This is a genomic window from Aeromonas sp. DNRA1, assembly GCF_963888745.1.
Taxonomy (GTDB): domain Bacteria; phylum Pseudomonadota; class Gammaproteobacteria; order Enterobacterales; family Aeromonadaceae; genus Aeromonas; species Aeromonas hydrophila.
Window position 1 is genome coordinate 244,584 of sequence record NZ_CAWPKQ010000005.1, and the last position, 26,916, is coordinate 271,499.

Below are 26,916 nucleotides of genomic sequence, written 5' to 3' on the forward strand. Positions count from 1 at the left end.
CAAGGGCCCACAAGGCAAGGTTTGGCGGGAGTCAAACGCCGCGCTCTGCTCAAAAAAATACCGGCCAGCTGGGCTGACCGGTATGAGATTGGCTATGAAAGGGGTTGCTGTTACAGCTGCGGACCTGCCGCTACCAGACGCTTGCCCTCTTCATTGTCGGTGAAGCGCTCGAAGTTCTTGATAAAGCGCTGGGCCAGATCCTGTGCCTTGGCATCCCACTCGGCCTTGTTGGCGTAAGTGTCGCGCGGGTCGAGGATCGTCGGGTTCACGTCGTGCAGGGCGGTCGGCACTTCCAGATTGAAGATCGGCAGCACCTTGGTCTCGGCCTTCTCGATGGAGCCATCCAGAATGGCGTCGATGATGGCGCGGGTGTCCTTGATGGAGATGCGCTTGCCGGTGCCGTTCCAGCCGGTGTTGACCAGGTAGGCTTCCGCGCCGGCGGCTTCCATCCGTTTCACCAGCTCCTGACCGTACTTGGTCGGGTGCAGGGAGAGGAAGGCTGCGCCGAAGCAGGAGGAGAAGGTCGGGGTCGGCTCAGTGATGCCACGCTCGGTACCGGCCAGTTTGGCGGTGAAGCCAGACAGGAAGTGGTACTTGGTCTGCTCCTTGGTCAGCTTGGAGACCGGGGGCAGCACGCCGAAGGCGTCGGCGGTCAGGAAGATCACCTTGTTGGCGTGACCCGCCTTGGAGACCGGCTTGACGATGTTCTCGATGTGATAGATGGGGTAGGAGACCCGGGTGTTTTCGGTCTTGGAGCCATCGTCGAAGTCGATGGTGCCGTCGGCCGCCACGGTCACGTTCTCCAGCAGCGCATCGCGACGGATGGCGTTGTAGATGTCCGGCTCGGCTTCCTTGGAGAGCTTGATGGTCTTGGCGTAGCAGCCCCCTTCGAAGTTGAACACGCCGTCGTCGTCCCAGCCGTGCTCGTCATCGCCGATCAGCTGACGCTTGGGATCGGTGGAGAGGGTGGTCTTGCCGGTACCGGACAGGCCGAAGAAGATGGCTACGTCACCGTCCTGACCCACGTTGGCGGAGCAGTGCATGGAGGCGATGCCGCGCAGGGGCAGGAAGTAGTTCATCATGGAGAACATCCCCTTCTTCATCTCGCCACCGTACCAGGTGCCGCCGATGAGCTGGATCTTCTCGGTCAGGTTGAAGGCGACGAAGTTCTCGGAGTTGAGACCCTGCTCCTTCCAGTTCGGGTTGGTGCACTTGGCACCGTTCATCACCACGAAGTCCGGTTTGAAGGTTTTCAGCTCTTCATCGCTCGGGCGAATGAACATGTTTTTCACGAAGTGAGCCTGCCAGGCCACCTCGGTGATGATGCGCACGGCCAGGCGGGTGTCCGGGTTGGCACCGCAGAAGCCGTCGACCACGAACAGGCGCTTGCCGGAGAGCTGTTTGGTCACCAGGGATTTCAGATGTGACCACACTTCCGGGCTGATGGCTTTGTTATCGTTTTTACCCTGGTCAGACCACCACACAGTATTCTGGGTAGTTGCGTCTTTGACGATATATTTATCTTTGGGGGAGCGGCCGGTGAAGATGCCGGTATTGACATTGACGGCGCCCAGTTCAGTCACCACGCCGCGCTCGAACCCTTCCAGGTCGGCACGTGTCTCTTCCGCGAACAGCTGCTCGTAGGAAGGGTTGCGCAGGATTTCAGTGGAGTTCTTGATACCGTACTGGTCCAGTCCTAATTGCTTGGCCAGGGTGGGTTCTGCCACGATTGTCATTGTATTCTCCTGGGTTCAGAGGTTGGTAGGGTTCTATCTGGCGTTCATCCTATCACTTAGGTGGTAGAGTTTAGCGATCGCCATCAAACTTTATAAAATAGGGTATTTTTTTGTTATTTAAGTTAAAGGCGGGTTTTGCCCGCCTTCAATTAGTGTAACTTGTTTGCATCATTACCGGGAGCCCTGCTGAACAGGGTTTCGACGTCGATCCCATCAAATTGGTACTGGGCGCCGCAATAATCACAGTGCATGTCGATCTTGCCGAGTTCCTGCACCATCTCCATCACCTCTTCCTTCTCTATTTGCAGCAGAGCCCCTTCGCAACGGGCGCGGGAGCAGGTGCAGCGGAACTCGACCGCCTGCGGATCGAACACCCGCACCTTGTCCTGGTGGTAGAGGCGGTAGAGGATCTCTTCCGCTTCCAGCCCGAACAGCTCTTCATCCTTGATGGTGCTGGTGAGCTGGGTCAGGTGCTCGAAATCGTCGCTGTGATCCTCGCTCTGGGCGGGCAGCTCCTGCAGCAGGATGCCGGCGGCGCGCGGCTCACCCTGGTGGTAGCCGGTGCGGATCCACAGCTTGGTCGCCAGCTGTTCGGACTGGGCGAAGTAGTGCTCCAGGCAGCCGGCCAGGGTGTCGGCGTCCAGCGCTATGATGCCCTGATAGCGTTCACCCTGCTCCGGGGTGATGGTGATGACCAGCTGACCTTCTCCGATCAGGCTCTGCAGCTTGTCGTCGCTCGGCAGTTCCCCTTCATAGCGGGCCACGCCACGCAGCTGCTGGTTGTTGTCGCCGTTGATGACGGCCAGCCGTACCGGGCCGTTGCCCTGCAGCTGTACCGTGATGGAGCCTTCGAACTTGAGGGTGGCGGTCAGCAGGCTGGTGGCGACCAGCAGTTCACCCAGCAGTTTTTGCACCTGTACCGGGTAGTTCTGGGCCTCAACCACGTGGCGGTAGGTGTGGTCCAGCTGGACCAGCTCGCCCCGGACTTCGTACTCTTCGAACAGATAGCGATACAGGAGATCTTGGTTACTCATCATGCATTCCTGGGTTCTTCGGTGGGGTAAATAGATAAAAACATTAATAAACAGCTGGTTAGGAACTTATTCCGGCAGCTGTCGTCATAAAAGGGCCATCTTGGCGGGTCAATATTGCTTGACCTTGATCAGCTGGCGCCGCTCCTGCTTGTCGGGGCGACGTTCGGGGCTTGGCGCAAACTGGCTGTTGAAGCGGCGTGCCTCGCTGTTTTCGGCCCGCTTTTTCAGGCTGGCCTCGGTCTCTTCATAGAGCTGCTGGGCCAGCGGGGCGGACTTGCGCTGCTCGCTCACCTCGAGCACCCGCACTTCCCGTTCGTCCTGGCCCTGCCAGAAGCGAATGAGGGCGCTGACCTCGACATGCTTGCCCGGTTTGCTGCGCTGGCCGTTGTAATGCACCTTGCCCCCTTCAATCTGGTCGCGGGCCAGGCTGCGGGTCTTGTAAAAACGTGCCGCCCATAACCACTTGTCGAGACGGACCTGGGCTGGGGTTTCTGCAGGGTTCGGCATGGATCGACTCCGGAATGGCTGAAAGGGGTGCCTGATTATACCAGAGGCGGGCCCTGGGATAGAAACAGGGGGGCTGATGGTGTGACGGAATGTCAATTTTCGCAGCTTCATCCCATCCGGTCGGTTGTCTCTGGGTCCATTGCCGTACACAATAGCCAACCGATTTGGATGCCAGAAAATATTGATAAACATGACGCTACCGTTCAGGGATGACTTGTTGAGCTCCCTTCTGGCCCGTTGTAAAACCGTGCCACTCTCCCGATTCAGCCAGCCTCTGTTCTGGCTTCTGCTGCTGTTGCTGGCCCACCAGTGTGCCGGTCTCACCTGGCGTCTGCTGGATCTCGGCAGCCGGCCCGTCAGCCAGTCCTGGCAACCGTCGGTGGTCGCCAATCAGAGCCAGGGTGCAAACCGGCTCGACCTGAGCGGCGTCAGCCGGCTGGCGCTGTTCGGCAAGGCCAAACAGCAGGCCCAGGCGGCCGATGTTGTCGCAGCCGATGCTCCCAAGACCCAGCTCAACGCCCAGCTGAACGGCGTGCTGGCGAGCTCGGATCCCGCCAAATCCATTGCCATCATCGCCCACAACGGGCTGCAGAACTCCTACGGCATCGGTGATCTCATCGATGGTACCCAGGCCAAGATCCGCCAGGTGTTCCCGGATCGGGTCATCATCGAGCGGGACGGCCGCGACGAAACCCTGATGCTGGACGGGGAGGAGTACGGCAAGCCGCTGCCCAAGCCGGGCAACCAGGATGGCAAGCTCTCCTCGGTGCGCAACGAGCTGATGGGCAACCCCGGCAAGATCACCGATTACCTCAATATTTCCCCGGTCCGGGTCGATGGCCGCATGGTCGGCTATCGCCTCAATCCGGGCAGCAATCCGGAACTGTTCAATCAACTGGGGCTGGTCGCCAACGACATGGCGGTCAGCATCAATGGGCTGGATCTGCGGGATAACGCTCAGGCCATGCAGGCGATGCAGCAGGTGGCTGGCGCAACGGAAATGACCGTCACCGTCGAGCGGCAAGGACAGCTCTACGACGTTTATGTCGGCTTGTCAGAATAATGATTTGGAGTAGCACCAAGAATGATAAATAAAGGGAAGGGCTGGCGTCTGGCCACCGTGGCTGCGGCGCTGATGATGGCAGGTTCTGCCTGGGCCACCGAATATTCCGCCAGCTTCAAGAATGCCGACATCGAAGAGTTCATCAACACGGTCGGCAAGAACCTGAACAAGACCATCATCATCGAGCCTTCGGTGCGCGGCAAGATCAACGTCCGCAGCTATGACCTGCTCAACGAAGACCAGTACTACCAGTTCTTCCTGAGCGTGCTCGATGTCTATGGCTTCGCCGTGGTCCCGATGGACAACGGCGTGCTCAAGGTGGTGCGCTCCAAGGATGCCAAGACCTCCGCCATCCCGGTGGTGGACGAGAGCAACCCCGGCAGCGGTGACGAGATGGTGACCCGGGTCGTGCCGGTGCGCAACGTCTCGGTGCGCGAACTGGCGCCGCTGCTGCGCCAGCTCAACGACAACGCCGGCGGTGGCAACGTGGTCCATTACGACCCCTCCAACGTGCTGCTGATCACCGGCCGCGCCGCCGTGGTCAACCGGCTGGTGGAAGTGGTGCGCCGGGTCGACAAGGCGGGCGACCAGGAAGTGGACATCGTCAAACTGAAGTATGCTTCCGCCGGCGAGATGGTGCGGCTGGTGACCAACCTCAACAAGGACGGCAACAACCAGGGCGGCAACACCTCCCTGCTGCTGGCCCCCAAGGTGGTGGCCGACGAGCGCACCAACTCGGTGGTGGTGAGCGGCGAGCCCAAGGCGCGCGCCCGCATCATCCAGATGGTGCACCAGCTTGACCGTGACCTGCAGAGCCAGGGCAACACCCGGGTCTTCTATCTGAAATACGGCAAGGCCAAGGATCTGGTGGAAGTGCTCAAGGGCGTCAGCTCCAGCATCGAGGCGGACAAGAAGGGCGGCGCGGCCACCACCACAGGGGGGGGCGGTGCCAGCATCGGCGGTGGCAAGCTGGCCATCTCCGCCGACGAGACCACCAATGCGCTGGTGATCACCGCCCAGCCGGACGTGATGGCCGAGCTGGAGCAGGTGGTTGCCAAGCTCGACATCCGCCGTGCCCAGGTGCTGGTGGAGGCGATCATCGTCGAGATCGCCGATGGCGACGGCCTCAACCTCGGGGTGCAGTGGGCCAACACCAATGGCGGCGGCACCCAGTTCACCAATACCGGTTTGCCGATTGGTTCGGTGGCCATTGCCGCCAAGGATTACAAGGATAACGGGACCACCACTGGCCTGGCCTCGCTGGCCAAAGAGTTCAACGGTATGGCGGCCGGTTTCTATCACGGCAACTGGGCCGCGCTGGTGACGGCCCTGTCCACCAACTCCAAGAGCGATATTCTCTCCACCCCGAGTATCGTCACTATGGACAACAAGGAAGCCTCCTTCAACGTCGGCCAGGAAGTGCCGGTGCAGAGCGGCTCCCAGAGCTCCACCACCAGCGATCAGGTGTTCAACACCATCGAACGCAAGACGGTGGGGACCAAGCTGGTGGTAACGCCGCAGATCAACGAGGGGGATTCCGTGCTGCTCAACATCGAGCAGGAGGTCTCCAGCGTCGCGAACAAACCAGCCGAGGGAACTGCAACACTTGGCCCGACCTTCGATACCCGCACCATCAAGAATGCGGTGCTGGTGAAGAGCGGCGAGACAGTAGTGCTGGGCGGCTTGATGGATGAGAAAACCAGCGAAACCGTCTCCAAGGTGCCGCTGCTCGGCGATATCCCGGTGCTTGGCTACCTGTTCCGTTCGACCAATAACAGCACCTCCAAGCGCAACCTGATGGTCTTTATCCGGCCCACCATTTTGCGGGATGCCAACATCTACACAGGTGTTTCCAGCAACAAGTACACCGAGTTCCGCTCCGAGCAGCAGGAGGCGGCGGCGCAGGAGGGCTACCTCACCTCGCCCAAGCGCCAGGTGCTGCCCGAGTACAGCCAGGGTGTGACAACATCGCCCGAGGCACAAAAGCAGATTGAACAGATGAAGCAGCACCAGCAGACGACGATCGACTCGGTGCAGCCATTCGTGGGTAACAAGTAATGGCGGCATACCAGCTGGATGGCGTCGACATGCCGGCAGCCCTGCCTGAGCTGCCGTTCGCCTTCGCCCGCAACTTCGGGGTGATCCTGACCGAGCGGCAGGGGGCCCCTGTGCTGCTCTGCCGCCAGGGCGTGACGCCGCAAACCCTGCTGGAAGTACGGCGGGTGGCGGGCTGCGCCTTCACGGTGGAGCAGATGGACGGCGAAGCCTTCGAAGAGCTGCTGATGGCCCACTACCAGCGCGACTCCTCCGAGGCGCGCCAGCTGATGGAGGATCTCGGCAACGAGATGGACTTCTTCGCGCTGGCCGAAGAGCTGCCCCAGAGTGAAGACCTGCTGGATGCCGACGACGACGCCCCCATCATCCGCCTCATCAACGCCATGTTGAGCGAGGCGATCAAAGAAGAGGCGTCCGACATCCACATCGAAACCTTCGAGCGGGCCCTGGTGATCCGTTTTCGCATCGATGGTGTACTGCGGGAGATCCTGCGGCCCCATCGCAAGCTCGCCTCCTTGCTGGTGTCGCGCATCAAGGTCATGTCGCGGATGGACATCGCCGAGAAGCGGGTGCCGCAGGATGGCCGCATCTCGTTGCGCATCGGCGGCCGGGCGGTGGACGTGCGGGTCTCCACCATGCCGTCCAGCTACGGCGAACGGGTGGTGCTGCGACTGCTCGACAAGAACAACGTGCGGCTCGAGCTCAAGCAGCTCGGCATGACGCTGGCCAACCGCAACATCATCAGCGAACTCATTCGCAAGCCTCACGGCATCATTCTGGTGACGGGCCCGACCGGTTCGGGCAAATCGACCACCCTCTACGCGGCCCTCTCCGAGATCAACTCGCGGGATCGCAACATCCTGACCGTCGAAGACCCCATCGAATATGACCTCGAAGGGGTGGGCCAGACCCAGGTCAACAGCAAGGTGGACATGACCTTTGCCCGCGGCCTGCGCGCCATTCTGCGCCAAGACCCGGACGTGGTGATGGTGGGGGAAATTCGTGACCTCGAGACCGCCCAGATCGCGGTGCAGGCGTCGCTGACCGGTCACCTGGTGATGTCGACCCTGCACACCAACACCGCCATCGGCGCCATCACCCGGATGCGGGACATGGGCATCGAGCCCTTCCTGCTCTCCTCCTCACTGCTGGCGGTGCTGGCCCAGCGGCTGGTGCGCACCCTCTGCCCCGATTGCCGCGCGCCGCGCCCCATCACCGAGCAGGAGCGCATTGCCATGGGCATCGAGCTGGCGCCGGATCAGCAGGTGTGGCGGCCGGTGGGCTGCGAGCAGTGCAACCACACCGGCTATCGCGGCCGGACCGGCATCCACGAGCTGGTGGTGATCGACGAAGCGGTGCGCGAGGCGATCCACAGCGCCAGCGGCGAGCTGGCCATCGAGCGGCTGATCCGGGGTCACACCCCCAGCATCCGCCGCGACGGCATCGACAAGGTACTCAAGGGGCAGACCAGCCTCGAAGAGGTGCTGCGCGTGACCCGGGAAGACTGAGATGGCAGCATTCGAATACAAGGCCCTCGACGGCAAGGGACGCAACAAGAGCGGCGTGCTGGAGGGGGATTCCGCCCGCCAGGTACGCCAGCTGTTGCGCGAGCAGGGGCTGACCCCGCTCGAGGTGAACGAGACCACCGAGAAGGCCAAGCGCGAGGCTAACCGCTTCGTGTTGTTCCGCCGTGGTGCCAGCACCGCCGAGCTGGCGATGATCACCCGCCAGCTGGCTACCCTGGTGGGGGCCGGCCTTACCATCGAAGAGGCGCTCAAGGCCGTCGCCGAGCAGTGCGAGAAGGCTCATCTGCGCAGCATGGTAGCCACGGTGCGCAGCAAGGTGGTGGAGGGCTATTCGCTGGCCGATTCGCTGGCGGCCTTCCCCCATGTGTTCGATCAGCTGTTCCGCTCCATGGTGGCAGCCGGCGAGAAGTCCGGTCACCTGGAGAAGGTGCTCAACCGCCTCGCCGACTACACCGAGCAGCGTCAGCACATGCGCACCAAGCTGCTGCAGGCGATGATCTACCCCATCGTATTGACCTGCGTCGCCATTGGCGTCATCTCCATCCTGCTCACCGCCGTGGTGCCCAAGGTGGTGGCCCAGTTCGAACACATGGGCCAGCAACTGCCGGCCACCACCCGCTTCCTCATCGGTACCAGCGAGCTGATGCAGCACTACGGCCTCTGGTTCCTGTTGCTGCTGCTGGTGGGCGGCTTTGTCTGGCGCTGGTGGCTGACCGACGACAAGCGTCGCCGTCACTGGCACCAGTTGATCCTGCGCCTGCCGGTGATCGGTCGGGTCAGCCGCGGTCTCAACACCGCCCGTTTCGCCCGCACCTTGAGCATCCTCAACGCCAGCGCCGTGCCGCTGCTGGAGGGGATGAAGATCTCCGGCGAAGTGCTCTCCAACGACTTTGCCCGCATGCGCATCGGTGAGGCCACCGAGCGGGTGCGGGAGGGGACCAGCCTGCGCAAGTCGCTGGATGAAACCAAAATTTTTCCGCCCATGATGCTGCACATGATCGCCTCCGGCGAGCAGAGCGGCGAGCTCGACAACATGCTGGAGCGGGCGGCGGACAACCAGGATCGGGAGTTCGAAACCCAGGTGAACATCGCCCTCGGGGTGTTCGAACCCATGTTGGTGGTCTCCATGGCCGGGGTGGTGCTGTTTATCGTGATGTCGATCCTGCAGCCGATCCTTGAGCTCAACAATATGGTGAATTTGTAAGGTTTGGACGTTCGAATACGCTTCGCTATTCGAACCTACCAATCCAATCAACTCCGTAGGTTCGATTAGCCGACAGGCGTCATCGAACGATCGAGGTTTAACAATTTATCGTTGATGGTTCATGCCATCTCATTTCGTGAGGGAGTAAGTCATGCAAAAGCGTCGTCAATCGGGTTTTACCCTGCTGGAAGTGATGGTGGTCATCGTGATCCTGGGGATCCTGGCCAGCCTGGTGGTGCCCAACCTGATGGGCAACAAGGAGAAGGCGGACCAGCAGAAAGCGGTCTCCGACATAGTGGCGCTGGAAAACGCCCTCGACATGTACAAGCTGGACAACAACCGCTACCCGACCACCGAACAGGGGCTGGACGCGCTGGTCAACAAGCCGACCGCCGCACCTGAGCCGCGCAGCTACCGGGAAGGGGGCTACATCAAGCGCCTGCCGCAGGATCCCTGGGGCAACCCGTACCAGATGCTGAGCCCGGGCCAGTTCGGCAAGATCGACATCTTCTCCATGGGGCTGGATGGCGAAGCCGGTACCGATGACGACATCGGCAACTGGAACCTGAAGGATTTCCAATAAGTGATCCCGCCGCGTCGCGCTCACCGAGTCATGCCGGGGCTGCCTGAATGAAGGTGGCCTCTTCTGCCCGTCGCCATGTTGATGGGTCGGCTCGAGGCCACTGCCATGCAGTTGAGGCTGGTGCCATGAAACGTAGTCGCCAGGCCGGTTTTACTCTGCTGGAAGTATTGCTGGTCGCCATGTTGATGGGACTGGTGGCCACTGCCGTCACCCTCAGCATGGGCGGCGCCAGGGGGGATAGAGAGCTCGACAAGCAGGCGCGCCGCTTCATGGCCGTGCTGCAGCAGGCGCAGGAGTACTCGGTGATGGATGGCCGGCTGGTGGGCCTGCGTGTCGAGGACAACGGCTGGCAGTTCATGCAGCGCGCGGCCAAGGATCGCAAGTGGCAGGTGATGAGCGGCGACAAGCTGCTGGATCGGGTCGAGTTGCCCGACAACATGCGGCTGGCCATCGAGCTCGAGGGCTTCAGCTGGCGGACCGAATCCGACGAGAAGTACGAGAAGGGGCGCGACGAGAAGGAGCGCACCCCGCAGGTGTTCATCTTTCCCGGTGGCGAGCTGACCCCCTTCGTGCTGACCCTGACCCAGCAGGACGACGATCTGCGCTATGTGCGCACGGTCAAGGCGGACGAGTTCGGCCGCCTGCGCCTGCTGCAGGACGAGGAGGAAGAGGAATGAACGCCCGTGGCATGACCCTGCTGGAAGTCATGGTGGCGCTGGCGGTGTTCGCCATCGCCGGGCTGGCGGTGATGAAGACCGCCAGCGAGCACCTCTCCGGCCTCAACTATCTGGAACAGAAGACCCTGGCAACCTGGGTGGTGGAGAACCAGCTGGTGCAGCAGAAGCTCGAAGCCAAGTGGCCCGGTGACAGCTGGGTGGAAGGGGACGAGCAGATGGCGGGCCAGACCTGGTACTGGCGCTATCGCGGCGTCGCTACCGCCGATAGCAACTTCAAGGCGCTGGACATGGAAGTGCGCACCGCGCCCAAGGCCGACAGCCCGGTGGCCATGATCCGGACCTATATCAGCCGATGAACCTGAATCCGCTTTTCCCCACGCACCGGCATAAGCGTCAGGCGGGGTTTACCCTGCTGGAGATGCTGGTGGCCATCGCCATCTTTGCCGGCCTGAGCCTGGGCGCCTATCAGGTGCTGCAAGGGGTGCTCACCAGCGACGAGGTGGCCAAGCGCAAGGAGGCTCGTCTCTCCGAGCTGCAACTGGCCTTCTCCGTGCTGGAACGGGACATCACCCAGATGGTGCCGCGCAGCGGCCGCATCGACGGTGAGAACAACAAGGTGCTGCTGGCGGCCTCCCGCTTCGGCCAGCAGAGCGACGACTGGGGCATGGCCTTCATGCGCGGCGGCTGGCTCAACCCGGACGGCATGCTGCCACGCTCCGGCCTGCAGCGGGTCGGCTGGCGCCTCAAGGATCACAAGCTGGAGCGGCTGAGCTACCTCTACCCGGATCCGGTGATCGGCACCGAGCCGCGCATCCAGCCGATGCTGGAGCGGGTGACGGCGCTGCGGCTCTACTTCTACGACAAGGGGGCCTGGAAAGAGGAGTGGACCCAGCGCAACGTGCTGCCCTACGGGCTGGCGGTGGAGCTGGATCTGGAAGACTACGGCACCATCCGCCGCCAGTTCCTGATCGGGGCCGGTGGTCAGAGGGCAGAGAATGGTAACTGAGCGTCATTTTCCCCTGTCCGTCATGGAAGATGACGGCACTATTCGACGTCGCCAGTTCCTGATCGGCGCTGGTGGTCAGAGGGCTGAAAATGGCAGCTGATCGTCGTTTTTCCCGCCCCGGCCGCCAGGGGGGCATGGCCCTGCTGGTGGTGCTGCTCATCCTGTCGGTGATGGTGATCATCGCCAGCAACATGAGCGGCCGGTTGCAGCTGGAGCTGCGCCGCACCGCCAACCTCACCGCCGGCAAGCAGGCCTGGTGGTATGCCATGTCGGCGGAGGCGCTGGTGAGCAAGGTGCTGGCCCAGGATTTCAAGGACGACCCCAACGTGGTCAGCCTGGGGCAGAACTGGGCACGCCAGGATGCGGTCTTCCCGGTGGATGACGGCAAGCTCACCGGCCGGGTGCGTGATCTGCAATCCTGCTTCAACCTCAACAGCCTGAGCGTGCCGTTGAAGGACGGGATCAGCGGCGACGATCTGGAGAAGCAGCCCTATCCGGTCAAGGTGTTCAAGGCGCTGCTCAAGCAGCTCGAGGTGGAAGATTACGAGGCGGTGCAGCTGACCGATGCCATCCGCGACTGGACCGACAAGGATACCGTGCTGGTGTCGAGCTACGGCGCCGAGGATGCCTATTACGAAGGGCTCACTCCCCCTTATCTGACTGCCAACCAGTGGATGCTCGGCACCGACGAGCTGCGGGCGGTGCGCGGGGTGAGCGCCAAGCTGTACGCCCGGCTGGCGCCCTATGTGTGCGCCCTGCCCAACGACAAGCTGGTGGTGAACGTCAACACCATCCGGCCGGAGCAGTCGGCCCTGCTGGTGGCGCTCTATCTGGACAAGGTGGGGCTGGACGATGCCAAGCGGGTGCTGACCAGCCGCCCCCAGAAGGGGTGGAAGAACAAGAAGGAGATGACGGACCAGATGCCACTGCAGGTGAGCTCCATTCCGGGGCTGGATGCGGCGCTGGACGTCAAGAGCAGCTATTTCGAGGCCAGGCTGATTGCCGAGGTGGGTGACACCCGGGCCCGGCTGGAGAGCGTCTTCGTGCGCGGCAAGGACAACAAGCTGGTGATGCTGCGCCGTCTGAACGGCGGCGCCGAATAACAAGGGAGGCGGGCGACGGCCGTTGGCCGGCCCGCGCCATCCCCCTATTGGACTGCAGCCCATGGCTGCGCGCCCGCCCATCCCGAGGGATGCGAGCGAGCATGGCAGGAGAGACATTAGTGAGCGAGAGTCTGGTCATCCGTCTGGGGACCAATGCGCAGCAGCCGGTCGAGTGGCTGGTGTGGTCGGGTGGGGAAGAGGAGGTGATCGCCTCCGGTACCCTGGCCTCGGCCCATGCCCTTGGCGAGCTGCAGGAGCGGGCCGGTGGCCGCCCGGCGGTGGTGCTGGTGCCCGGCAGCGATCTTATCTTCCGGCGGGTGAGCCTGCCGGGCAAATACAGCCGCCAGTCCGCGGCCGCCTTGCCCTATCTGCTGGAGGAGCAAATCGCCTCCGACGTGGATGAGCTGCACCTGGTGGTGCTGGGTCATCAGGGTCACGAGGTGGACCTGATGGCGGTCGACAAGGAGAAGATGCAGACCTGGCTCGGCTGGCTGGAGCAGGCCGGTCTCAAGAGTCGGCAACTGCTGCCGGACGTGCTGGCGCTGCCGCTGGCGAGCGAGGGCTGGTCGGCGCTGCAGCTGGGCAAGGAGTGGCTGGTCCGCCAGGGCCCCTGTCAGGGCATCGTCGCCGACGAGCCGCTGCTGGCTATGTTGCTGGCGGCGGAGCCGGCATCGGTGACCATTCACAGCCATACCCCGCCGCCGGCCATTGCGGCGGCCAGCTGGCATGCGGCCGATCCCGAGCTGCCCATGCTGTTGCTGGCCCGTGGCGCGCTCGCCAGTCAGGCCAACCTGCTGCAGGGCCCCTACCGGCCGCAGACCGAATACTCCCGCTACTGGCAGCAGTGGCGCAAGGTGGCGGTGGTGGCCGGAGCGCTGCTGGTGGTGGCGTTCGCCCAGCGCGGCGTGCAGCTCTATCAGCTGACGGAGCAGGACAAGGCGCTCAAGGCGGAGATCCGGCAGGTCTACACCCGGATCTTCCCGGGGGAGAGCCGCATCGTCAACGTACGCAGTCAGATGACCCAGCACCTCCAGCAGCTGGGGCAGACGCCGCAGGACGGGGTGCTGATGGTGCTGACCGAGCTGGCGCCCACCTTCGCCGAAGTGCCCGGCCTCAAGCCCGAGGTGCTGCGTTTCGACGCGGCTCGCGGCGAGCTCAGGCTGCAGGTGACGGCCCCCGGTTTTGCCGAGATCGAGCGTTTTCGCGAGCTGGCCGGCAAGCGCTTCGACGTGCAGCAGGGGGAGGTGCGCAGCACCGAAGGCAAGGTTGAAGGGGCACTGGTGCTGAAGGGTAAATCATCATGATGGACAAACTACAAGGCTGGTGGCGCGGCATCAGCGCCCGCGAGCAGCGGCTGGTGGCAGTGGGCGGCAGCGTGCTGTTGATCGGCTTCTGCTACTGGGTCATCTGGCAGCCCATCGGCAATCGCATCGACGAGCGGGAGCGGCAGGTATTGAGCCAGCAGCAGACCCTCGCCTGGCTGAAAGAGAAGGGTGAAGAGGTGCTGGCGCTGCAGGGTGGCCAGGGCCGCCAGCTCGATACCAGCGGCACCCTGGAAGGGGTGGTCAACCGCACCGCCTTCAACCAGAAGATCAAGATTGCCCGGTTGCAGCCCCAGGGCCAGGAGCTGCAGGTGTGGATCGACACGGTGGCGTTCGATGACTTGCTGATCTGGCTGGCGACCCTGGCGGATCGCCATGGCGTGCAGGTGCAGGTGATCGAGGTGGCCCGCGAGAATCTGGCGCCCGGTCTGGTCAAGGTACGCCGCTTGCAGCTGAGCCGTCCCCAATGAAACAACGCGTCCTGAGCAGGGCCCCGCGCCTGATCGGGCGTTTGCAGTCGAGTCGTTTTCTATGAAGCAAAGAGTGCTGATTGCCGTGCTGTTTCTGGCGGCCTATCTGGTTTTCCTGCTGGCCAAGCTGCCGGCGTCACTGGTGGTGCGCTACTTGCCGCTACCGCCCCTGGTACAGCTGGAAGGGGTTAGCGGTACCCTCTGGAGCGGCCAGGTTGCCCGCCTGCAATACGCCAGCGAGTCGCTGACCCAGCTGCGCTGGGAGCTCAACGGCTGGTCGCTGCTGCGTTTTGCCCCTGAGGTGTCCCTGCGCTTTGGCGAGCGCAGCGGTCTCAACGGGCAGGGGGTGGTTGGCTGGAGCGGCGCCGCCTTTGGCCGCGACATCACCCTCAATGTGCCGGCCCCCTGGCTGTTGGCGCGGGTGCCGATGCAGTTGCCCGTGCCGGTGACGGTGGCCGGCCAGCTGCAGCTCAAGCTCGATCAGGTTGCCCAGGGCAACCCCTGGTGCGACAACCTCTACGGCAACCTCTACTGGTACGGGGCCGATGCCGATACCCCGGCCGGCAAGCTGGTGCTGGGGGATCCCGAGATCAAGCTGACCTGCATCGACTCCCGGCTGGTGGCCGAGCTCAAGCAGGGCTCGGAGGCGGTGCAGGTGCAGGGCAAGCTGGAGCTGCAGGCCAATCGCCAGTACCTGTTCCAGGGCACGTTGAAACCCGGGCCCGAGTTGCCGGAGCAGATGAAGCAGGGGCTGCCCTTCCTCGGCCAGCCCGACGGTCAGGGGCGCTTCCCGCTGCGCTATCAGGGCCGCATCTGACGGCCTTGTTGTCTGAGCTGGCAAGCATCAACACCACCCCGCCCCGGCGGGGTGGTGTCGTTATGGGGCCGCGGCGGCCGGCGCCGTGATGAGGTGATTGAGGAAGAAGCTAAACAGCTCGGCCCGCGAGCGCAGGTGCAGCTTGGCGTAGAGGTGCTTGCGGTGATTCTTCACCGTGCCGCTGCCGATGCCGAGCGCACCGGCAATTGCCTCGGTGTCGAGCCCCTGCAACAGCAATCCCGCCACCTGACGCTCGCGGCGAGTGAGGCTTGCGCCCCCCACGCTGGCGATGGCCTGCTCCACCGTCGCTTTGAGATCGGCGCCACCCGGTAGCATCGGGCTCTGGGCCAGCAGGGTGGCTCCCTCCCGCCAGTGCTGGCGGCACAGCGAATGGACCAGCGGAAACAGCGCCTCCAGCCGGGCCAGCTCGTCACGGCTGAGGCTGCTGCGCTTGTCGAGGCGGCCCAGAAACAGCATCAGGGTGAAGCCGCCGCGCACCGGCAGGATCAGCCCCACCTCCTCCTGCCAGCCGGTGGCCTGATAGAAGTGGTGGCGATACTCGGGGTCGAGCCGCCCGCGCGACACCTGCGCCAGGGTCCAGACCCCGGCAGGTAAGCCCTGCTCCAGCGCCTGCATAAAGGGATCCTGACTGAAGTGGCGGGTGAGGTAGCGATCGAACAGCAGGGCCCGCTGGTGGTGCAGGTTGTCGTAGAGGTAGACGGGGCGCTGCCCCACCCCGAGCAGCAGAGCGCAGTCGAACGCCACCTGCTGCTGGATGAGGCGCACCAGGGCCGCCGGAAAGGCGCTGCCGTGCAGGGCATCGACGACGGCGGTGAGGTTCGTGGTCAGCGAATCTGCGGTGAGGGGTTGGGTCATGGCGATGGCTTCCGGGTGGCGGGCAGGCTCCCCGCGATGGTCACACGATAGCCGGATGCTAGCACGAGAGTGGCAAAACTGTCCCTTAGGGGACATATTCGGCGCAGACCAAAGCAGCGAGGATGTGGCCTTTTCCCCCTGCTGTTGGAGACCCCATGATCAACCCCCACCTGCTCGATGAGCTGACCCGACGCGGCCTGGTGGCCCAGAATTCCGACCCGGTGGCGCTGGACTCTCACCTCGCCACCCCGCGCACCGTCTACTGCGGGTTCGATCCCACCGCTGGCAGCCTGCACATCGGCCATCTGGTGCCGCTCTTGATGCTGCGCCGCTTCCAGCTGGCGGGCCACACTCCGGTGGCGCTGGTGGGCGGTGCCACCGGCCTTATCGGCGATCCCAGCTTCAAGGCGACCGAGCGCAACCTCAACAGCGCCGAGACGGTGCAGAGCTGGGTAGCAAGTCTGTCGGCCCAGATAAAAGCGCTGCTGCCAGCGAGCGAAGGGCTGGCGGCGCCGCTGCTGGTCAACAACGCCGACTGGATGGGGCAGATGTCCGCCCTCGATTTTCTGCGCGACATCGGCAAGCACTTCTCGGTCAACGCCATGCTGGCCCGCGAATCGGTGCGCCAGCGGCTGGCCCGCCCGGATCAGGGCATCTCCTTCACCGAGTTCTCCTACGCCCTGCTGCAATCCCAGGACTTCGCGGTGCTCAACCAGCGCCTCGGCTGCACCCTGCAGATCGGCGGCAACGATCAGTGGGGCAACATCACCAGCGGCATGGACCTCACCCGCCGCCTCCATCAGGCCCAGGTCTATGGCATGACGCTGCCGCTCATCACCAAGGCGGACGGCACCAAGTTTGGCAAGACCGAAGGGGGCGCTATCTGGCTCGACCCGGCGCTCACCTCGCCCTACGCCTTCTACCAGTTCTGGCTCGGCACCGCGGACGAGGATGTCTACCGCTTCCTGCGCTACTACAGCTTTATGCCGCTGAGCGAGATTGAGGCGCTGGAGGCGGAGGATGCGAAGCGACAGGGACGCAAGCTGGCGCAGCAGGTGCTGGCCGACGAGCTGACCGAGCTGGTGCACGGCAAGGGGGCGCTGGCAGCGGCGCAGCGTATCAGCGAGCAGCTGTTCAGTGGCGAGGTGGCCCGCCTTGGTGAGAGCGATCTGGCCCAGCTGGCGCAGGATGGCATGCCGAACTGCCGTATCGAGGGAGAAACCGATCTGGTGACCCTGCTGGTAGAGAGCGGTCTGGCCAACTCGAAGCGGATCGCCCGCGAGCTGCTGGCGGCAGGGGCCATCAGCCTCAACGGCGAGATCCGCCGGGATGAGCGACTGACAGCGGCCGACTGGCTGTTCGGCCGCTACCTGCTGCTGCGCCGGGGCAAGAAACAGTACCGGCTGGTGACGTGGCAGGGGTGAGGAGACCCGGGATCGACAAGGGCTGCCTGGGCAGCCCTTTTGTTTATCCGTCAGTTCGGTGAGAGCTGCTCCCCTGCATCTCGGCTTACATGGCCAGTGGCAATAGCTCGGCGTAATCACGGATCGCCGGGAAGGCTGTGATGTGCTGCTCGGGCTGGCAGCTGTCCGGGTTCTGGATGGCGAGCTGATAGCCGATGCCGTAGTCGGCGGCGGCACGCAGGATCCGCTCGCTGTCATCCACGAACAGAGTGCGGGCCGGGTCGAACGCCAGCCGCTCGACCAGTGCCCGCCAGCAGTGCTGGCTCTCCTTCGACCAGCCCAGTTCGTGGGTGCTCACCATCAGATCGAGGTGGCCGGCCAGCCCCAGCTGCGCATCCTTCACCGACAGGCTGGCGGGGTGGGCATTGGTGAAGAGCACCAGCTGCTTGCCCGCCGCCCGCAGCGCGGCCAGGAAGGGGATGACGTGGGGCCGCCACTGGATCTTGGCCAGGATCTCCTGCTTGAGGGCTCGTATGTCGAGCCCCAGCGTCTCGCTCCAGTAGTCCACGCAGTACCAGTTGAGGGTGCCGCTGACGGCCTGGTAGTGCGCCTCGATCTGCACTCTGGCCTCGGCCAGCGGCAGGCCGAGTCGCTCGGCATAGCGCTCGGGTACCAGCTGCTGCCAGAGGTGGTTGTCAAAATGGAGATCGATCAGGGTGCCATCCATATCGAGCAGGACAGTGTCTATCTGGTGCCAGGGCAGGGGAGTCGGCATGGGGCCTCGGTGGTCGGGTCGGAACGGGCGGGCATTATAACGGATTTTTCCCGCCGCTTTCCCAACCTTGCCCCGTGGTGTTCGAGAGGGGAGTCGTTTACTCTTGAAACACGATTTTTTAACGAGCAGCCAGCCCCGATGAGTGACCTCCACCAACGCAAACCCGTCCACCTCAGCGTCGACACCATGGCGCATGACAAGAGCAAGCCGGAGATCCTCAAGGCCGAGATCGTGGCCGAGAGCCGGCTGTTCAAGGTGGAGTCGCTCCACCTCAAGTTTTCCAACGGCGAGGAGCGGGTCTACGAGCGGATGCGCGGCGGCAACCGGGGCGCCGTCATGGTGGTGCCCCTGTTTGATGCCCACACCTTGCTGCTGGTGCGCGAGTACGCGGCGGGTACCCACTCCTACGAGCTGGGCTTTCCCAAGGGACTGATCGACCCGGGCGAAGATGCCTTCGAGGCGGGCAACCGGGAGTTGATGGAGGAGGCCGGCTTCGGCGCCAACAGCCTGACCCTGCTCAAGCAGGTGTCGCTGGCGCCGGGCTACTTCTCCAGCCGGATGGACATCTTGCTGGCACGGGATCTCTTCCCCGAGCAGCGGGTGGGCGACGAGCCCGAGCCCCTCGAGGTGATCCCCTGGCCGCTGACCCGGATCGACGAATTGCTGGCGCGACCCGACTTCACCGAGTCGCGCAGCATCAGTGCGCTGCTGCTGGCCCAACGCTGGCTGGCGGAGCAGGCAGAGTAGCCCGCAGACGGGCAGTTTGAATACAGAGGATAACAAGATGCAGGAGTTGTTGGCCTGGGTGCCGGGGGTCAAGGAAATCGCGCGCGAAGCGGGCAGGATCCTTCACGAAATCTATCACGGCGGTCAGTTCGAGCGTCAGCTGAAGGAGGATGCGACCCCGGTCACCAGTGCCGATCTTGCTGCCGATGCCTACCTCAAACAGGCGCTGTCGGCGCTCACTCCCCACGTTCCCGTGCTGACCGAAGAGGCGGCCGACATCCCCTTCAGCCAGCGCGCCAACTGGCGCCAGTACTGGCTGGTGGATCCCCTTGACGGTACCGGCGAGTTCATCGCCGGCAGCGGTGACTTCGCCACCCTGATCGCCCTGGTGCAGGACAACGTGCCGGTGCTCGGCGTCATCTATGCCCCCGAATCGAACGTGCTCTACTGGGCGGTGCGCGGTCATGGCGCCTTCAAGGAGGCGAACGGCGAGGTGCATCCCATCAGTGCCATGCACCACGAGCACGATCAGCCCGATTCGCTGGTGGTGGCCATCAGCCGTCGCCAGAAGCTGGAGAACCTGACCCGCCGCCTCAACCCGGCCATCAACTACGAGCTGATCCCGCTCGGCTCCAGCTCGCTCAAGTCCTGTCTGGTGGCGGAAGGGGCGGCCGACTGCTACGTACGGCTCGGCCCCACCGGCGAGTGGGACACCGCCGCCGCCCAGTGCATCGTCGAGGCGGCCGGTGGCCGCATCCTCAGCCTGGCGCTGCAGCCGCTGCGCTACAACGAGACGGAGTCGCTGGAGAACCCGGACTTCATCGTGATGGGGGATCCGGATCTCGCCTGGGGCAGCATTCTGGCGCACTGAGCGGGTGAACAGGTCATCATTGACGGCAATCAGGCGGCCCATGGCCGCCTGATTGCTTGGTGTGATCCGCTGGTTTCATCGGGAATGAACAGAAATATCCGCTGGCAAAGCGCGGGAATGACAGTGAATCATCACAAGAGAGGGCGACGGAATGGCACGATTTTTCAGGTAATTCTGAAAACGATCATTTGGCCAAAATAAAAAATTGACCAATAGTGAAAATTTGGTTTTAAATTTCATTTTTTCAACATAATTCAGTTTTACTCATTTATGTGATCCCGATTCCATTCCCAATCTCACTGGCTGAAGCCCGTAATGGTAGTGATATGTTTCAGGGTGGACTTTTGAGAATTAAATCCCGATAAACCACAATTAACTCAGATTAAAACACTGACAAAAAGTGAATTAGTAATGAGTTTATCTGTAGATGTCACCAAGGAGCTGTCCGGTTCCTGCTCCACCACCGTCAGCGCCACCCCCTGGCGCCGCCACGACACCCACTGGGTCATCAGCCTGTTTGGTACCGCCGTCGGTGCCGGCATCCTGTTCCTGCCCATCAATCTGGGTCTGGGCGGGATCTGGCCTCTCATCATTGTCTCCGTGCTGGCCGGCCCCATGACCTTCCTGGCCCACCGCGGGCTGGCGCGCTTCGTGCTTTCTTCTTCGCGCCCCCACGCCGACTTCACCGAGGTGGCCCAGGAGCACTTCGGCAAGATGGCCGGCCGCCTCATCTCGGCGCTCTACTTCCTCTCTATCTTCCCGATCCTGCTCATCTACGGGGTCGGGCTGACCAACACGGTGGAGAGCTTCATGATCAATCAGCTCGGCATGGATGCCCCGAACCGGGTGATGCTCTCCGGCCTGCTGGTGTTCGCCATGATCGCCGTGATGCTGGCCGGCGAGAAGGCGATGCTGCGCGCCTTTGCCGTCATGGTCTATCCACTGGCGGCCATCCTGGCGGCGCTCTCCTGCTACCTGATCCCCCAGTGGCAGTGGCCGCAGCTGGGCAGCCTGGAGGGCGGCAGCTTCCTCAACACCGTCTGGCTGGCGCTGCCGGTCACCGTGTTCGCCTTCAGCCACGCCGCCGCCATCTCCGGCTTTGCCAACGTGCAGCGCCGGGAGTACGGCGAGCAGGCGGAAGCCAAGAGCAGCCTGATCCTGCGCAACACCACCGTCATGCTGGTGGGCTTCGTGCTGTTCTTCGTCTTCTCCTGCGTGCTGAGCCTTTCGCCGGCCCAGCTGGCCGAGGCCAAGGCCCAGAACGTATCGGTGCTCTCCTATCTCGCCAACATCACCGACAATCCGGTGATCGTGACCCTGGGGCCGCTCATCGCCTTCATCGCCATCAGCTCCTCCTTCCTCGGCCACTTCCTTGGTGCCCGCGAGAGCCTGAAAAGCCTGATCGCCAAGCCCACCGGCCTGTCGCTGGCCAAGGCAGACCGGCTCGGCATCGCCCTGATGTTCTTCTCCATCTGGGGCGCCGCCATCATCAACCCGGGTATCCTGGGACTGATGGAGACCCTCTCCGGCCCGGTGATCGCCATGATCCTGTTCATCATGCCGGTGGTGGCCATCTACAAGGTGGAGGCGCTGGCCCGCTTTCGCCACCGCTGGGCCAACGGCTTCATCCTGCTGACCGGCGCGCTGGCGGTGTCGGCATTGATCTTCAGCCTGTTGAAGTAACGGCGAGCAACCAGCAGCAAAAAAAGAGAGAGGCGACCCCAGGGTCGCCTCTCTTGTATTTGTATTTGTCCGGTAGTGGCCTCAGCCGAGCTTGGCGCCATTCTCCACCGCCTGCTCGGGGATGGCGATCACCACTGCGCCGTCCGGCCGGTAGAAACCGGTCAGCAGAAACTCCGACTGGATCGGGCCTATCTGCTTGGGGGGGAAGTTCACCACGGCGACGATCTGGCGGCCCACCAGCGTCTCCGGTTGATAGAGGTCGGTGATCTGGGCGCTGCTCTTGCGCACCCCGAGCTCGGGGCCGAAATCCGCCCACACCTTGTAGGCCGGGCGGCGCGCCTCGGGGAAGGGCTCGACCCGCACCAGGGTGCCCACCCTGAGCTCCACCATCTCGAAATCCTGCCAGCTTATGGTCTGCATCTTGGCTCCTCGTTGCCCATACCTTGCATGAGCCTCAGCATGCCTCGAAACCACCTGCGCCGTCTTCGGCAAACGGCCGCCCGGTTACGGCAAGCGGCCGTTTTGTTGGCGCCAGAGGGAAGGGGTCAGTCCGGTTTCGGCCAGGAAGCGCTCGCCGAAGGCCCCCTGATTCTGGTAACCGCAGCGGCTGGCCACGTCGCCGACGGGCAGGGCGGTGTGGGCGAGCAGGGTACGCGCCAGCACCATGCGCCGCGCCCGGATGTAGTGGGAGACGCTCATCCCCACCTGCTGCTGGAAGGCGTGTTTGAACTGGCTCTGGCCGAGGCAGGCGATGGTGGCCAGCCGCTCGTTGCTGAGAGGTTCGGCGAGATGTGCCTCGATATGGCGCTGCACCTTGCCGATGCGCGGGGCGAGGCGGGCACGGCCGCGCGAGCCTGCCTGCTGCGCCTCTGCCAGCAGACCCAGCCACACCTGCTCCATGCCGGCCACGTGGCGCCCCTCGGCCACCATGCGGTGCAGGAAGGCGAGGTAGTGGCGCTGAGCCTCATCCAGCTCGATGAAGGGGCGCTCTCCCAGCTCGCCGGGCAGCCAGTGACTCTCCTGCACCAGAAACGAGAGTGCCGGGTCGGCGGCGTAGTCGTGCCGCTCACCGGGGGCGATGATGCAGGCAAAGCCGGGCGCGAGCCGCCGCCCCTGGCCCTGCACCTCGATCTCGATGGGACCGTCGAGGGGGATCACCAGCTGGGCATGGTCGTGGCTGTGGCTGCAGACGTCGCTCTGGTAGCGACGCAGGCTGAAAGGGGCGGATAGCGATGACGCGGCCTGGGGCCGCGTCATCGAAGGGGGTTTGCTGTTTGGCATCTGCTGCAGGATTACTCGGCGTCGAAATCTTCGATCTCTTTGCCCAGCGCTTCCATGATGGCACGCGCCTCGGCGGGGACGCTGTCCGGATGATCCTTGCGCAGATCTTCGTCGCAGGGCAGCGGCTGACCGGTGAAGGCGTGCAGGAAGGCTTCGCAGAGCAGCTCGCTGTTGGTCGCATGACGCAGGTTGTTCACCTGGCGACGGGTGCGTTCATCGGTCAACACCTTCAGCACCTTGAGCGGGATCGAGACGGTAATCTTCTTGACCTGTTCGCTCTTCTTACCGTGTTCCGCGTAGGGGCTGACGTAGTCGCCGTTCCACTCTGTACCCATGATCCACCTGTTCTCATTTAGCCGTGAGCGCGGATTTTAACCCTTAAGGAATTTAATGGCAATCCAACAGCAAAGCCATTTAGACGTCTAGAGGTGTTGACGGCCTTTTTAAGCTGGCGTAGTGTGGTTCACCATGAGCCTGCAATGGCGGGATGGCGCGTGGCAGAAACAGCATGCCAGCGTGTGAAGAGACATCAAGGAGAGTGACATGACCCACAAGGCCACCCAAGCAGTGCGCACCGGGATTGAGACTGACCAGCAACACGGTGCCGTGGTGCCGCCCATCTACCTCTCCAGCAACTACACCTTTGCCGACTTTGGCGAGCCCCGTCAATACGATTATGCCCGCTCCGGCAACCCGACCCGCACCAATCTGGCGGACGCCCTGGCGGCGCTGGAAGGGGGCGCCGGCGCCGTGGTGACCGGCACCGGCATGGGGGCCGTCCATCTGGTCACCACCGCCCTGCTCAAGGCGGGGGATCTGCTGATCGCTCCCCACGACTGCTACGGCGGAACCTGGCGCCTGTTCGAGTACCTGGCGGCCAAGGGCCACTACCGGGTGCAGTTCGTCGATCAGGGGGATGCGGCGGCACTGGCCGAAGCGCTGGCCCAGCAGCCGGCGCTGGTGTGGGTCGAGACCCCCTCCAACCCGCTGCTGCGGGTGGTGGACATCGCCGCCATCGCCGAGGCGTCCCACGCGGCGGGCGCCAAGGTGGCGGTGGACAACACCTTCCTCTCGCCACTGCTGCAACAGCCGCTGGCGCTGGGGGCCGATCTGGTGGTGCACTCCACCACCAAGTACATCAACGGCCACTCCGACGTGGTGGGCGGGGTGGCGATCGCCAAGGAACCCGAGCTGGCCGACTCCCTGGTGTGGTGGGCCAACTGTCTGGGGCTCACCTCCGGGGCGTTTGACTCCTACCTCACCCTGCGCGGCCTGCGCACCCTGGCCCCCAGGTTGCGCGCCCATCAGGAGAACACCGACCGCATCCTCGCCTTCCTGCAGCAGCAGCCACTGGTCAAGCGCATCTATCACCCCAGCCTGCCGAGCCATCCGGGCCACGATATTGCGCGCCGTCAACAGTCCGGCTTCGGCGCCATGCTAAGTTTTGAGCTCGATTGCAGCGAGGCGGGCATTCGCGCCTTCCTGGCGGCCCTCACCCTCTTCTCGGTGGCCGAATCCCTCGGCGGGGTGGAGAGTCTGGTGGCCCATCCGGCCAGCATGACCCACAGGGCCATGACCCCGGCCGCCCAGCAGGCGGCAGGCATCAGCAGCCAGCTGCTGCGCCTGTCGGTCGGTATCGAGCACGGTGAGGATCTGGTGGCCGATCTGGCCGCGGCGTTTGCACAGGCACAGCAGGTGGCGAAGTAATGGAAAAGCAGCAACAAGGAGAGATCGCGTTGGCAACAGAAGCAGGCTTGAAGCGACGTCACGTCCACAAATTCGGTGGCAGCAGTCTGGCGGATCCGGTCTGTTATCGCCGGGTCGCCAGCATTCTCGAACAGCAAGCCGAGCAGCAGGGGGGCGGGCGAGAGCTGGTGGTGGTCTCCGCCGCCGGCAAGACCACCAACCGGCTGATCCAGCTGGTGGAGCTGGCCGAAGCAGGCGATGAAGCTGCCGGCGAGGCCATCTCGGCCCTGCAGGCCTATCAGCAGAGCCTGATCGACGGCCTGCTGGAAGGTGAACTGCAGCTTGATCTGAGCAAGCAGCTGGCCGACGACATGCAGCTCATCGCCAAGACGCTTGAGGGGCAGTTTGACCGCTTCGAGCGCAACGGCCTGCTCGCCTTTGGCGAGGTGTGGTCGGCGCGCCTGCTGGCGGCCCTGCTCACCAGCCGCGGCGACAAGGCCATCTGGCTCGATGCCCGCAGCTTCCTGCGCGCCGAGGATGGCGCCCTGGTCAAGGTGGATACTGCGCTGTCCAGCGAACTGCTCAAGGCGCGGCTGGCGGAACACGCCGGGCGCATCGTGGTGACCGGCTTCATCGCTGCCGACATGGAAGGCCGCTCCCTGCTGCTCGGTCGCAACGGTTCCGACTACAGCGCCAGCCTGTTGGCGCTGCTGGCGGACGGCGAATCCACCACCATCTGGAGCGACGTGGCCGGGGTCTACAGCGCCGACCCGCGCCGGGTGAAGGAGGCGCGTCTGCTGGAGCGCCTGAGCCTCGCCGAAGCCAACGAGCTGGCCCGCCTCGGCTCCTCGGTCTTGCACTCCCGTACCCTGCAACCGGTGGCCGACAGTCGTCAGCGCCTCACCCTGCGCTGCAGCTACAACCCGGACGAGGGCTGCACCCACATCCTGCGCCGCGCCCCCCGCTCCGGCGGTGCCCGCATCGTCTCCTCGGTGGATCAGATCGCCCTCATCGAGCTGAAGGTGCTGCCACAAACCAACTATGAGCAGACGGTGGCCACCATCGAGGCCCATCTGGCCCGCCATCGCCTCAACCCGCTCACCCTGCAGCGCCAGCCGGATCGCCGGATCCTGCGCCTCGCCTATACCCTCGAGGTGGCGCAAGGGGCGTTCGAGCTGCTGCGTGACTTTCAGCTGCAGGGCAGCTTCACCGGTCTTATCCAGCGCGAAGGCTACAGCCTGGTGGCGCTGGTGGGGGCCGGCGTCACCGACAACGCCGAGCAGTGTCACCGCTTCTACCAGCTGCTGGCGGATCAGCCGCTGGAGTTCGTGCAGGTGGCCAAAGATGGCCTGAGCCTGGTGGCCGTGCTGCGCCAGGTGGTGCTGGAGCCGCTGCTGATCGCCCTGCACAGCGCCCTGTTCAGCCGCCCGAACCGGGTCGGGCTGGTGGTGTTCGGCAAGGGCAACATCGGCGGCCACTGGCTCAACCTCTATGCCCGCGAGAAGGCGCGGCTCGAGCATGAACTGAACCTGGCGCTTACCCTCTACGGAGTGTTCAGCTCGGAAGGGGGCCTGCTCGATGAAGAGGGACTGGATCCGCTCAAGGTACAGGACAACTTCAACCCCAAAGCGCTGATCTGGCCCGAGCTGCTGGCCCAGCTGGAGCAGCACGGCTTCGATACCCTGATTGCGCTGGACATGACCGCCAGCGAGACAGTGAGCCGCTACTACCCGGACTTTGCCCAGCTCGGCATTCACATCATCGCTGCCAACAAGTTTGCCGGCGCCGCCGACAGCGAGTTCTACCAGCGCATCAAGCAGACCTGCCGCGACCATCAGGTGCAGTGGCGCTACAACGCTACCGTGGGCGCTGGGCTGCCGATCCAGTCCAGCATCCAGATGCTGCGCCAGAGCGGCGACCGCATTCAGGGGGTCTCCGGCATCTTCTCCGGCACCCTCTCCTGGCTGTTCCAGCAGTATGACGGTACTCGCCCCTTCTCCGAGCTGGTGGACGAGGCGTGGCAGCACGGCCTGACCGAGCCGGATCCCCGCGAGGATCTCTCCGGCCAGGATGTGCGCCGCAAGCTGCTCATTCTGGCGCGGGAGGCGGGCTTCGAGCTCGACTCCGCCGACATCGAGCTGGAGAACCTGGTGCCTGTCTCCCTGCGCAAGGTGAGCACGGATCAGTTCATGGACAGGCTCAAGGATCTGGATGACCCGATCCAGACCGCCTTCGAGGGGGCGCGCCGAGTCGGCAAGGTGCTGCGCTACGTTGCTCGCTTCGAGCACGACGGAAAGGCTCGAGTGGGGCTGGAGGCGCTGGAGCCCCACCACCCGTTCGCCAACCTGCTGCCGTGCGACAACATCTTCGCCATCGAGAGCGACAGCTATCGCACCAACCCGCTGGTGATTCAGGGGCCGGGCGCCGGCCGGGAAGTGACGGCCGCTGCCATCCAGTACGATCTCTGGCAGATCTGTGCCTCTCTCTAAGGCACATGGTGGGGACTGGGACC

At 63.8% G+C, this 26,916-nt stretch carries 26 protein-coding genes; 18 read left to right on the forward strand and 8 right to left on the reverse strand.

What is annotated here, in order from left to right; translation table 11 throughout:
* Positions 1–110 precede the first annotated feature (110 nt).
* The 3 genes from pckA to hslR form a co-directional block, all read right to left on the reverse strand.
* Positions 111–1,736: a phosphoenolpyruvate carboxykinase (ATP) gene (gene pckA / locus AACQ43_RS17100; RefSeq protein ID WP_168967983.1), complete on the reverse strand. Its 1,626-nt coding sequence runs from the start codon at positions 1,734–1,736 to the stop codon at positions 111–113.
* Between the two features lie 149 nt (positions 1,737–1,885).
* Positions 1,886–2,770, reverse strand: a complete 885-nt coding sequence (hslO, locus tag AACQ43_RS17105; protein ID WP_024943636.1) for an Hsp33 family molecular chaperone HslO — start codon at positions 2,768–2,770, stop codon at positions 1,886–1,888.
* Between the two features lie 108 nt (positions 2,771–2,878).
* A complete protein-coding gene (gene hslR / locus AACQ43_RS17110) occupies positions 2,879–3,277 on the reverse strand; it encodes a ribosome-associated heat shock protein Hsp15 (RefSeq protein ID WP_168967984.1) in 399 nt (132 codons plus the stop codon).
* Between the two features lie 214 nt (positions 3,278–3,491).
* On the opposite strand from hslR, the gene exeC reads away from it, so the two are divergent.
* The 12 genes from exeC to exeN all read left to right on the forward strand — a co-directional run bounded on the left by exeC (position 3,492) and on the right by exeN (position 15,103).
* Complete coding sequence (gene exeC / locus AACQ43_RS17115; RefSeq protein ID WP_272481873.1) at positions 3,492–4,340, forward strand: GspC family type II secretion system variant ExeC; 849 nt, start codon at positions 3,492–3,494, stop codon at positions 4,338–4,340.
* Positions 4,341–4,361: 21 nt separating this feature from the next.
* A complete protein-coding gene (gene exeD / locus AACQ43_RS17120) occupies positions 4,362–6,398 on the forward strand; it encodes a GspD family T2SS secretin variant ExeD (protein WP_016349335.1) in 2,037 nt (678 codons plus the stop codon).
* Positions 6,398–7,903 (forward strand): GspE family T2SS ATPase variant ExeE, encoded by a 1,506-nt coding sequence (gene exeE, locus AACQ43_RS17125; RefSeq protein WP_016349336.1) that lies wholly within the window; start codon positions 6,398–6,400, stop codon positions 7,901–7,903. Before exeD ends, exeE begins: the two co-directional genes overlap by 1 nt.
* Before the next feature lies 1 nt (position 7,904).
* Positions 7,905–9,125: a GspF family T2SS innner membrane protein variant ExeF gene (gene exeF / locus AACQ43_RS17130; RefSeq protein ID WP_011704542.1), complete on the forward strand. Its 1,221-nt coding sequence runs from the start codon at positions 7,905–7,907 to the stop codon at positions 9,123–9,125.
* A gap of 151 nt (positions 9,126–9,276) precedes the next feature.
* Positions 9,277–9,708, forward strand: coding sequence for a GspG family T2SS major pseudopilin variant ExeG (gene exeG, locus AACQ43_RS17135; RefSeq protein WP_005308483.1), 432 nt, complete (start codon positions 9,277–9,279; stop codon positions 9,706–9,708).
* Between the two features lie 125 nt (positions 9,709–9,833).
* Positions 9,834–10,385, forward strand: coding sequence for a GspH family T2SS minor pseudopilin variant ExeH (exeH, locus tag AACQ43_RS17140; protein ID WP_168967985.1), 552 nt, complete (start codon positions 9,834–9,836; stop codon positions 10,383–10,385).
* Complete coding sequence (gene exeI, locus AACQ43_RS17145; RefSeq protein ID WP_005308487.1) at positions 10,382–10,741, forward strand: GspI family T2SS minor pseudopilin variant ExeI; 360 nt, start codon at positions 10,382–10,384, stop codon at positions 10,739–10,741. Before exeH ends, exeI begins: the two co-directional genes overlap by 4 nt.
* Positions 10,738–11,391 carry a GspJ family T2SS minor pseudopilin variant ExeJ gene (gene exeJ / locus AACQ43_RS17150; RefSeq protein ID WP_168967986.1) on the forward strand — a complete coding sequence of 218 codons (654 nt, stop codon included), beginning with the start codon at positions 10,738–10,740 and terminating at the stop codon, positions 11,389–11,391. Before exeI ends, exeJ begins: the two co-directional genes overlap by 4 nt.
* A gap of 89 nt (positions 11,392–11,480) precedes the next feature.
* A complete protein-coding gene (gene exeK, locus AACQ43_RS17155) occupies positions 11,481–12,494 on the forward strand; it encodes a GspK family T2SS minor pseudopilin variant ExeK (RefSeq protein ID WP_146061915.1) in 1,014 nt (337 codons plus the stop codon).
* Between the two features lie 119 nt (positions 12,495–12,613).
* Entirely contained in the window at positions 12,614–13,798 is a 1,185-nt protein-coding gene (gene exeL, locus AACQ43_RS17160) for a GspL family type II secretion system protein ExeL (protein WP_146061914.1), read from the forward strand.
* Positions 13,795–14,286, forward strand: coding sequence for a GspM family type II secretion system protein ExeM (gene exeM, locus AACQ43_RS17165; RefSeq protein ID WP_016349344.1), 492 nt, complete (start codon positions 13,795–13,797; stop codon positions 14,284–14,286). Before exeL ends, exeM begins: the two co-directional genes overlap by 4 nt.
* 61 nt (positions 14,287–14,347) lie before the next feature.
* Positions 14,348–15,103: a GspN family type II secretion system protein ExeN gene (gene exeN / locus AACQ43_RS17170; protein ID WP_017408951.1), complete on the forward strand. Its 756-nt coding sequence runs from the start codon at positions 14,348–14,350 to the stop codon at positions 15,101–15,103.
* 60 nt (positions 15,104–15,163) lie between these two features.
* Here the strand turns inward: exeN and AACQ43_RS17175 are convergent, their stop codons facing one another.
* Positions 15,164–15,979 (reverse strand): helix-turn-helix transcriptional regulator, encoded by an 816-nt coding sequence (locus tag AACQ43_RS17175; protein ID WP_168967987.1) that lies wholly within the window; start codon positions 15,977–15,979, stop codon positions 15,164–15,166.
* A gap of 155 nt (positions 15,980–16,134) precedes the next feature.
* Here AACQ43_RS17175 and tyrS point away from each other — a divergent pair, with 155 nt between their 5' ends.
* Complete coding sequence (tyrS, locus tag AACQ43_RS17180; protein WP_168967988.1) at positions 16,135–17,403, forward strand: tyrosine--tRNA ligase; 1,269 nt, start codon at positions 16,135–16,137, stop codon at positions 17,401–17,403.
* Between the two features lie 85 nt (positions 17,404–17,488).
* Here tyrS and yrfG read toward each other — a convergent pair whose 3' ends face one another.
* Positions 17,489–18,157 carry a GMP/IMP nucleotidase gene (yrfG, locus tag AACQ43_RS17185; RefSeq protein WP_168967989.1) on the reverse strand — a complete coding sequence of 223 codons (669 nt, stop codon included), beginning with the start codon at positions 18,155–18,157 and terminating at the stop codon, positions 17,489–17,491.
* A gap of 138 nt (positions 18,158–18,295) precedes the next feature.
* Between yrfG and nudE the strand changes: the two genes are divergently transcribed.
* From nudE to AACQ43_RS17200, 3 genes are all read left to right on the forward strand, one after another.
* A complete protein-coding gene (gene nudE / locus AACQ43_RS17190) occupies positions 18,296–18,904 on the forward strand; it encodes an ADP compounds hydrolase NudE (protein ID WP_029304530.1) in 609 nt (202 codons plus the stop codon).
* Between the two features lie 37 nt (positions 18,905–18,941).
* On the forward strand, positions 18,942–19,754 hold the full coding sequence (gene cysQ, locus AACQ43_RS17195; RefSeq protein ID WP_011704554.1) for a 3'(2'),5'-bisphosphate nucleotidase CysQ: 813 nt from the start codon (positions 18,942–18,944) through the stop codon (positions 19,752–19,754).
* Between the two features lie 411 nt (positions 19,755–20,165).
* Positions 20,166–21,437 carry an aromatic amino acid transport family protein gene (locus tag AACQ43_RS17200; RefSeq protein WP_017408955.1) on the forward strand — a complete coding sequence of 424 codons (1,272 nt, stop codon included), beginning with the start codon at positions 20,166–20,168 and terminating at the stop codon, positions 21,435–21,437.
* An 81-nt stretch (positions 21,438–21,518) separates the two neighbouring features.
* Here AACQ43_RS17200 and AACQ43_RS17205 read toward each other — a convergent pair whose 3' ends face one another.
* The 3 genes from AACQ43_RS17205 to metJ all read right to left on the reverse strand — a co-directional run bounded on the left by AACQ43_RS17205 (position 21,519) and on the right by metJ (position 23,053).
* Positions 21,519–21,857, reverse strand: a complete 339-nt coding sequence (locus AACQ43_RS17205; protein ID WP_103827360.1) for a tRNA-binding protein — start codon at positions 21,855–21,857, stop codon at positions 21,519–21,521.
* Positions 21,858–21,941: 84 nt separating this feature from the next.
* Positions 21,942–22,694, reverse strand: coding sequence for an AraC family transcriptional regulator (locus tag AACQ43_RS17210; protein ID WP_168967990.1), 753 nt, complete (start codon positions 22,692–22,694; stop codon positions 21,942–21,944).
* 35 nt (positions 22,695–22,729) lie between these two features.
* Positions 22,730–23,053: a met regulon transcriptional regulator MetJ gene (gene metJ, locus AACQ43_RS17215; RefSeq protein ID WP_005308521.1), complete on the reverse strand. Its 324-nt coding sequence runs from the start codon at positions 23,051–23,053 to the stop codon at positions 22,730–22,732.
* 208 nt (positions 23,054–23,261) lie between these two features.
* Here metJ and metB point away from each other — a divergent pair, with 208 nt between their 5' ends.
* Together metB and AACQ43_RS17225 are read left to right on the forward strand one after the other, a co-directional pair.
* Entirely contained in the window at positions 23,262–24,425 is a 1,164-nt protein-coding gene (gene metB, locus AACQ43_RS17220) for a cystathionine gamma-synthase (protein WP_029301903.1), read from the forward strand.
* Complete coding sequence (locus AACQ43_RS17225) at positions 24,425–26,893, forward strand: bifunctional aspartate kinase/homoserine dehydrogenase II (RefSeq protein WP_168967991.1); 2,469 nt, start codon at positions 24,425–24,427, stop codon at positions 26,891–26,893. Before metB ends, AACQ43_RS17225 begins: the two co-directional genes overlap by 1 nt.
* Positions 26,894–26,916: the final 23 nt, after the last annotated feature.

Coding starts and splice junctions, on each gene's coding strand:
- exeD (WP_016349335.1), top strand. CDS start 4,362: ATGATAAATAAAGGGAAGGGCTGGCGTCTGGCCACCGTGGCTGCGGCG.
- hslO (WP_024943636.1), bottom strand. CDS start 2,770: ATGAGTAACCAAGATCTCCTGTATCGCTATCTGTTCGAAGAGTACGAA.
- tyrS (WP_168967988.1), top strand. CDS start 16,135: ATGATCAACCCCCACCTGCTCGATGAGCTGACCCGACGCGGCCTGGTG.
- hslR (WP_168967984.1), bottom strand. CDS start 3,277: ATGCCGAACCCTGCAGAAACCCCAGCCCAGGTCCGTCTCGACAAGTGG.
- exeG (WP_005308483.1), top strand. CDS start 9,277: ATGCAAAAGCGTCGTCAATCGGGTTTTACCCTGCTGGAAGTGATGGTG.
- AACQ43_RS17200 (WP_017408955.1), top strand. CDS start 20,166: ATGAGTTTATCTGTAGATGTCACCAAGGAGCTGTCCGGTTCCTGCTCC.
- exeH (WP_168967985.1), top strand. CDS start 9,834: ATGAAACGTAGTCGCCAGGCCGGTTTTACTCTGCTGGAAGTATTGCTG.
- metB (WP_029301903.1), top strand. CDS start 23,262: ATGACCCACAAGGCCACCCAAGCAGTGCGCACCGGGATTGAGACTGAC.
- AACQ43_RS17175 (WP_168967987.1), bottom strand. CDS start 15,979: ATGACCCAACCCCTCACCGCAGATTCGCTGACCACGAACCTCACCGCC.
- exeI (WP_005308487.1), top strand. CDS start 10,382: ATGAACGCCCGTGGCATGACCCTGCTGGAAGTCATGGTGGCGCTGGCG.
- metJ (WP_005308521.1), bottom strand. CDS start 23,053: ATGGGTACAGAGTGGAACGGCGACTACGTCAGCCCCTACGCGGAACAC.
- exeN (WP_017408951.1), top strand. CDS start 14,348: ATGAAGCAAAGAGTGCTGATTGCCGTGCTGTTTCTGGCGGCCTATCTG.
- nudE (WP_029304530.1), top strand. CDS start 18,296: ATGAGTGACCTCCACCAACGCAAACCCGTCCACCTCAGCGTCGACACC.
- yrfG (WP_168967989.1), bottom strand. CDS start 18,157: ATGCCGACTCCCCTGCCCTGGCACCAGATAGACACTGTCCTGCTCGAT.
- exeJ (WP_168967986.1), top strand. CDS start 10,738: ATGAACCTGAATCCGCTTTTCCCCACGCACCGGCATAAGCGTCAGGCG.
- exeE (WP_016349336.1), top strand. CDS start 6,398: ATGGCGGCATACCAGCTGGATGGCGTCGACATGCCGGCAGCCCTGCCT.
- AACQ43_RS17205 (WP_103827360.1), bottom strand. CDS start 21,857: ATGCAGACCATAAGCTGGCAGGATTTCGAGATGGTGGAGCTCAGGGTG.
- exeF (WP_011704542.1), top strand. CDS start 7,905: ATGGCAGCATTCGAATACAAGGCCCTCGACGGCAAGGGACGCAACAAG.
- AACQ43_RS17225 (WP_168967991.1), top strand. CDS start 24,425: ATGGAAAAGCAGCAACAAGGAGAGATCGCGTTGGCAACAGAAGCAGGC.
- AACQ43_RS17210 (WP_168967990.1), bottom strand. CDS start 22,694: ATGACGCGGCCCCAGGCCGCGTCATCGCTATCCGCCCCTTTCAGCCTG.
- pckA (WP_168967983.1), bottom strand. CDS start 1,736: ATGACAATCGTGGCAGAACCCACCCTGGCCAAGCAATTAGGACTGGAC.
- cysQ (WP_011704554.1), top strand. CDS start 18,942: ATGCAGGAGTTGTTGGCCTGGGTGCCGGGGGTCAAGGAAATCGCGCGC.
- exeK (WP_146061915.1), top strand. CDS start 11,481: ATGGCAGCTGATCGTCGTTTTTCCCGCCCCGGCCGCCAGGGGGGCATG.
- exeM (WP_016349344.1), top strand. CDS start 13,795: ATGATGGACAAACTACAAGGCTGGTGGCGCGGCATCAGCGCCCGCGAG.